This is a genomic window from Sphingobacterium sp. JB170, from assembly GCF_900163865.1.
Lineage (GTDB): Bacteria > Bacteroidota > Bacteroidia > Sphingobacteriales > Sphingobacteriaceae > Sphingobacterium.
The window spans coordinates 1-6,694 of record NZ_FUKU01000062.1 but is presented as its reverse complement, the minus strand read 5'-3'; the positions used below and the strand labels follow the sequence as shown (position 1 = coordinate 6,694).

At 36.5% G+C, this 6,694-nt stretch carries 5 protein-coding genes; 3 read left to right on the top strand and 2 right to left on the bottom strand.

Annotation, left to right across the window (positions count from 1 at the left end; all coding sequences use genetic code 11):
• Positions 1-79 precede the first annotated feature (79 nt).
• Complete coding sequence (locus tag FM107_RS16675) at positions 80-1,546, bottom strand: IS66 family transposase (RefSeq protein WP_021188873.1); 1,467 nt, start codon at positions 1,544-1,546, stop codon at positions 80-82.
• A gap of 260 nt (positions 1,547-1,806) precedes the next feature.
• Between FM107_RS16675 and FM107_RS16670 the strand changes: the two genes are divergently transcribed.
• From FM107_RS16670 to FM107_RS16660, 3 genes are all read left to right on the top strand, one after another.
• Positions 1,807-2,118, top strand: coding sequence for a hypothetical protein (locus FM107_RS16670; RefSeq protein WP_045752358.1), 312 nt, complete (start codon positions 1,807-1,809; stop codon positions 2,116-2,118).
• A gap of 87 nt (positions 2,119-2,205) precedes the next feature.
• Entirely contained in the window at positions 2,206-4,377 is a 2,172-nt protein-coding gene (locus FM107_RS16665; protein WP_086452611.1) for a TonB-dependent receptor domain-containing protein, read from the top strand.
• Positions 4,378-4,382: 5 nt separating this feature from the next.
• Positions 4,383-5,177, top strand: coding sequence for a cation transporter (locus FM107_RS16660; protein ID WP_045752356.1), 795 nt, complete (start codon positions 4,383-4,385; stop codon positions 5,175-5,177).
• A gap of 129 nt (positions 5,178-5,306) precedes the next feature.
• Here FM107_RS16660 and FM107_RS16655 read toward each other — a convergent pair whose 3' ends face one another.
• On the bottom strand, positions 5,307-6,347 hold the full coding sequence (locus FM107_RS16655) for an IS110 family transposase (RefSeq protein WP_045752355.1): 1,041 nt from the start codon (positions 6,345-6,347) through the stop codon (positions 5,307-5,309).
• Positions 6,348-6,694 lie beyond the last annotated feature (347 nt).

Sequence of the window (6,694 nt, the reverse complement as noted above, 5' to 3'; positions counted from 1 at the left end):
GCGACCAAAGAAAAGATTCTGTGTTATAAACCAAATATATTTTTTAAAAATGATAGAAATTTAGTAACTATTCAGGTATCTAGTTTTTAGCTATTGTTATGAATGTGTTTAGGATATTCTGGTTGTTTTTAATGCATGTATCTATTATGGATCTTATTATTGCATATATGTTTGCTCCTGTGAATGATTTAAACATTCCAGATATCTTTTGTTTTACTTTTACATTTCTGATGGCCTGTTCGGATGCATTATTGTCGGCAGGAACATCGTATTGATACAAGAAGGTCAGCATATGATCCCTGTATTTAAGTATCCTTTTTTGAAAGGTTATCACATCGGGATACACAGGCTCTATAACTTGCATGCAGAGCTCATTGAGTATGGCTTCGATTTCAGACCGTTCTTTTATTGGATTATCATATTGCTCGGGTCGCAGTATTTTCTTGAGTTCCAGGGCCTGCATAAATAGTTGGAAAACCTTGCTGGTCCATGTACAATTGTACTTTTCTTTAAAATAGTTAAGTTCCCTTAACAGGTGAGCTATACATAACTGATGCCCTTGGGCAGTTGTTTTGAGGTGGCTGGACCAGCAGTCGTGAACCAATATGGCATTTGGAAATCCAAGAGGAAAATGATCAATAACAGTTTGATATGCTCTATTGGTAGCAGCTACGATGTAGGTAGCCAATTTACATTGCCAGGTCCAGAACCAATTTTTATCGCCATTGATTTTCATTCCTGTTTCATCGGCACCCACAACGCTGGCTTCCATCACTTTGGTTTTGATCAATTTATAGGCCGGTAATGCTTTATTAGCAAAGCGTTCCAGCATATTGCAGACCGTACCCTGGCTGATGGGCATGTTATAAAGCGTGCTGAAATGTTCGGCGATACGTGCTACTGGCATATACTGACGGGTGTGCAGATAAGCGACCTGTGCATGGGCATTAGGTCCATAACTGATAGGAGCATTTACACCACTAGGAAAGCTGGCACGGGTCGTATGTCCGCAGCTGCAACTTTTCGCAAATATGCGATGTTCGGTAAAGCTAGGGATCACAGCAGGTATATCAATAACTTGACGTCGATTCAACAGTTCACCTTGAAAAGCACCCAGACCAAGTCCACAGCAATTGCAGAATTGTGGCTCATGGTCTTCAATAACATCTGGAGTGGTAGACATCAGAAGAGTACTTCCGTTATGACCTTTTTGAGCTCCTGGTTTCTTTCCACTGGGATTACGCAAACTATTGGTTTTCTTGAGCGGACGGTTTTCATCCTTAGAAGGGGGGATCGAGCTGTTGCCACTATTCTTTTTGGGAGCACTTAATAAACGGTTCTGCTCCAAAAGAGTGCCAATGGTAGCATTCAGATCCGTGATTGTAAGATTAAGGTCTTCGATTATCTGGTTAAATGATACCTGCATCGAAGCGATAATCTGACGCATAGATTCTATTTCAAGGGCCTTGGATGACTCGGCTGAAAGACGTGCCGCTGATTCCTTTTCGAGTAAATCAATTAGTACTAAAAACTTATCGTTGTCCATTACAAGAGCTTTCCTTTTTTACAAAAAACAGGATTTTAAGAAAATAATCCTAGAAATATAATAGAAAGTTATACAGTCAAATGTGGATAAAAACAAGACATTTTTAGAAAAATCAAAATATGAAATAAACAACCTGAGTAGTTACGAAATTTAATACTATCTCTTCTCTAATTCTCGCTATATATTATTTAAAAATAACAGTTGATGTTCTAATTCTTTATTACTGTGTGAAATTGAGCATAAATTTATACATTTGCCAAATGAAAAATTTATCATTCATATTAGCATTAATGGTCTTGGTCTTATCGATCTTGCCAGGCTTTATGGAAGATAAATGCTTTGACGTCATACATCAAACAACAAATAGTCAGGAAGAAGATAGCGACGGTTGCGGTATGGAATGTTGCTCGCCTTTTTCTAAATGCAATACCTGTACTGGATTTGTAATTACTTCTTTTTATGCTTTAACATCCAATTATGTCCAACAACCTAAAAAGAAATTAGGTGTAATAACTGCGTCAGCTGTTTCAGACTTCTTCTCTTCCATTTGGCAACCGCCTAAGATTAATTAATGTTTTTAGTGTCTTCGGCACAATAACAAATTGCGGTGCTACAAACCGTCAATTCTTATTTTTCAAACATTAATAATTTTTCATATAATGAAAAAAATACTCTTTATGTCATTTTTTATGACACTAAATCTCTGTGTATTTGCACAAAACAATTTAAATGCTGTTATTAGAAACAGTGAAAACAAAGATCCTTTGATTGGTGTGACGGCATCTATAAAAGGAACCTCGCTTGCAGCGACATCCAACGAAAATGGTCAAATCATAATAGTAAATGTTCCTGACGGTGTACAGGAAATACATTTTAGTTACGTAGGCTTTAATGAACGTATTGATACATTGGAATTTCCATTAAAGGACACCAGCGTTATTGAAATCTTACTCAAAGAAAGTTCAGAGGAGTTAGAGGAAGTGGTTATATCTTCTACAAGAAGTACAAGGAGCATACAAAATATTCCTACCCGCATTGAATTTATCGGAAGTGAAGAATTGGGCGAAAAAGGCAATATGAAACCTGGGGATATTCGTATGCTCTTGGCGGAAAGTACAGGTATTCACGTACAAACCACTTCGCCCACAAGTGCCAATGCAAGTATCCGTATTCAAGGACTTGACGGAAGATATACGCAAATCTTGAAAGACGGCTTTCCTATTTTTTCGGGTGCTTCAAGCGGATTAGGTTTGTTGCAAATTCCACCGCTTGACTTAAAGCAGGTTGAAGTTATCAAAGGTTCTACATCTACGCTGTATGGTGGTGGAGCAATAGCAGGTTTGGTAAACCTGATTTCCAAGACACCAACGGAAGAAAGGGATTTGCGTTTTCATTTAAACGGAACATCAGGTGGAGGTTTAGACATCAACGGTTTTTACGGACAGAAGTTTAAGAAAATCGGAACAACCATATTTGCTTCGCATAATAGAAACGGAGCTTACGACCCTGCAAAAATTGGTTTTTCTGCCATTCCAAAATTTGAACGTTTTGTACTGAACCCTAAATTGTTTGTTTATTTCAATGATAAAACAAAAATGAATTTCGGTGTCAATACAACTATCGAAAACCGTTTGGGAGGTGATATGCTTTACATCAAAGGTAAAGGAGATAACACACATCAATATTTCGAGAAAAATAAAACACAACGCTATTCCACACAATTTGTTTTCGACCACTTAATTGATGAAAAAAGTTCTTTTCAAATTAAAAATAGCGTGAGTTATTTTAACCGAAATACAACAATTCCCAACTATCAGTTTGAGGGAACACAAACCGCAACTTTTACAGAAGCAAATTATACCAACAGTACAGAAAAATCGGAATGGGTAGCAGGGGTCAATATTTGGACAGACAATTTTAAAGAAAAGCAGATTACTGCATTTCCGTTGAGGGATTACAGCCAAAACACATTCGGAGCTTTCGTTCAAAATTCTTTTAAGGCTACTGATTGGCTTCAATTAGAAGCGGGTTTAAGAACGGATTACGTGATAGATTACGGAGCTGTATTTTTGCCAAGAGTATCTGCATTGTTTAAGATTGCAAACGGATTGACTTCACGTATTGGAGGTGGATTTGGGTATAAAACACCAACCATTTTTACAGAAGAAAGCGAACGCCTACAATATCAAAATGTAATGCCTATTGACAATAAAATCAATAAATTGGAAAAAAGTTATGGAGCAAATGCAGACATCAATTACCGCACCTACATTGGGGAAGATTGGTCATTTAGCATAAACCAATTGTTCTTTTACACCTATCTGGATAATCCCTTGTTACTTGAAAACCCCTCTGCAAATCTGTATCAGTTCGTTAATTCTCCAGGTTATATTCATACTAAAGGAACAGAAACCAATATTAAAATTGGTTACGATGACCTGAAATTATTTTTGGGATACACTTATACAGATGCTCGATTAAACCAAAATGGAATGACTGTAGAAAGCCCGTTAACGCCAAAGCACCGCATTAATTCCATCCTGATGTATGAAATAGAAGACAAATGGAAAGTTGGTCTGGAAGCCTATTATTTCAGTCCTCAAAAACTGAATAATGGAACTACGGGCAAAGGTTACTTTATTACCGGGTTTATGGCTGAAAAGATTTGGGAAAGATTTTCTCTGTACATCAACTTTGAAAACTTCCTTGACACCCGACAAACACGCTTTGGTAGCATTTATACAGGAACAATAACCAATCCGGTTTTTAAAGACATTTATGCACCTTTGGACGGATTTGTGATTAACGGAGGAATAAAATTCAAGCTTTAAAACAAATGGAAAAAACCATATTCAATATAACTAAAATGGATTGCCCAAGCGAGGAGCAATTAATCCGTATGAAACTGCAAGACTTTGATACGGTAAAAGGATTGGAATTTGATATAGCCAATAGAAAATTGGACGTTTATCACAATGGAAACCCAGAGCCAATTTTTTTGGCTTTGGGAACACTGAACCTAAATACGACATTGGTTTCAACTGAAAAAAGCAATTTTGTTGTTGAAACAGATACAAGCAACAAGCAACGGAAATTACTTTGGATCGTGTTGATTATCAATTTCCTGTTTTTTGGACTGGAAATGTTGTTCGGTATTTTTTCAGGTTCAATGGGATTGATAGCCGATAGCTTGGATATGCTTGCAGACAGTGTCGTTTACGCATTGGCATTAATCGCTGTTGGTGGAACAATCGCCCTAAAAAACAACATCGCCAGATTTGCAGGATACTTCCAAGTCTTACTTGCTATTGTAGGTTTCGTTGAAGTGATCAGACGTTTTATGGGAATTGAAGCTATGCCCGATTTCAAAACAATGATTGTCGTTTCAGTTTTAGCATTGATTGCAAACGTATTTTGCCTTTATCTCTTACAAAAGAACAAAAGTAAAGAAGCGCATATGCAGGCTTCGATGATATTCACATCAAATGATGTCATTATCAATTCGGGAGTTATTGTTGCTGGTCTTTTAGTTAATTGGCTCAATTCAAGTTATCCCGATCTTATTATTGGAGCGCTTGTATTCCTAATTGTGGCAAAAGGTGCGTATCGCATTCTAAAACTTGCAAAATAATAATGAAGGTTAACAGAATTGTTCGTGAGAAAGCATAACACTGCGGATGAATTTCTTACTGAGAATTCATCTTGTTTTGCATATTTATTATTGGGTAGCATATAAAACAGCTACCCTTTTTTCATTTTATTACATGGTTATTGTTTCTGTTGTAGTACTCTGATTGTGATAATTTGGGCAATAAGACGTATTTGATTTCCATAGGATATACGTTAGCTCCAGAAGCTTTCTTTGAATGGCAACAATTGCTTTCATTTTAATGCCATGCCTTGAAGCCAATCTTAAGAAAATACATTTGAAGTTTTCATCGGTTCTGATTGCAGCCAATGCGGGGAAGTGCATTACTTTCCTTAAATTCCGATTACCCCGCTTGGATATTCGGGGTTTAGATTTCACAGAAGTTCCAGATGTTTTTTCCCTTACATCCAATCCAGCATAGCTTACCAACTGTCTTTTATTTTTTATTAATTCAAATCCGTTGGTTTCAGCGATAATGGTGACAGCAGTCAGATTTCCTATTCCTGGTATAGAAGTTATTACTTTCATCTTTTTAGCTATAGCTTCATCTCCTTTGATAAGTGCAGCAATTTCCTCCATTATTTCCTTTTCCTGCTTATCAATCATGGCAATTCTTTTCTTGGTACGTTTTATTGATTTTTCGCTAGATGTTGCAGAAGTACGCTCAGCATGTAGCTGATTTTTTAACATAGTCCGTTCCTGTACCAGTTGTTCTCGTTCTCGACAAAGCTGTCTCAAATCATTGAATATTTTTAATGGAGGTTGCCATACTTCTAATTGCCTTTCCAAGCCAAATCTTGCAATGGCTTGTGAAGCACTCTTGTCGGTAATAGTTTTTATGTCAAGTGTCCTTACATAATTACTGATTTTGTTTGGTAAAACGATACTAACTTGTTTTTGATTAGTGCAAAGGTAATAAGCTAAGGATTCATGGTAAACTCCGGTAGCTTCCATCACATACCGTACCTCTACATTAGTTAATGTTTGCTTATTTACCCATGATACAAGACTGGAAAATCCTTTTTGTGTGTTGGGAAATACTTTATAGGCATAAACTTCTATGCTTATCTGTTGATCCATTCGACCAAGCGATACAACTAATTCATTTTGTGCGACATCAATTCCTACTGTCTGTTTTAATAATACCTTCATCTTATCTGGTTTAGGTAAGTGATAACCTTTCTACATCTTTTCTCCTGAATGGATATACTGGCTATACAACCCAATGTTTGTGGGTGAATTCCTTACATTCTGTTCAGATTCTAAAAGGTAAAAGAAGAGGAGGCAGTTTCTTTTCTTGAATATACTATTAAGCTATTTAAAGCAAAATCTGCTCTCACTCTTCCTCACTTAGATTATATTATACAAACATAGGAGGTAAAAGAAGAAGAGGCAGTTTCTTCGCTTGAAAATACTATTAAGCTCTTTAAAGCAAAATCTATCTCACTTTTCCTCACTTAGATTATATTATACAAACATAGGAGAAGCAAAAGAACGTC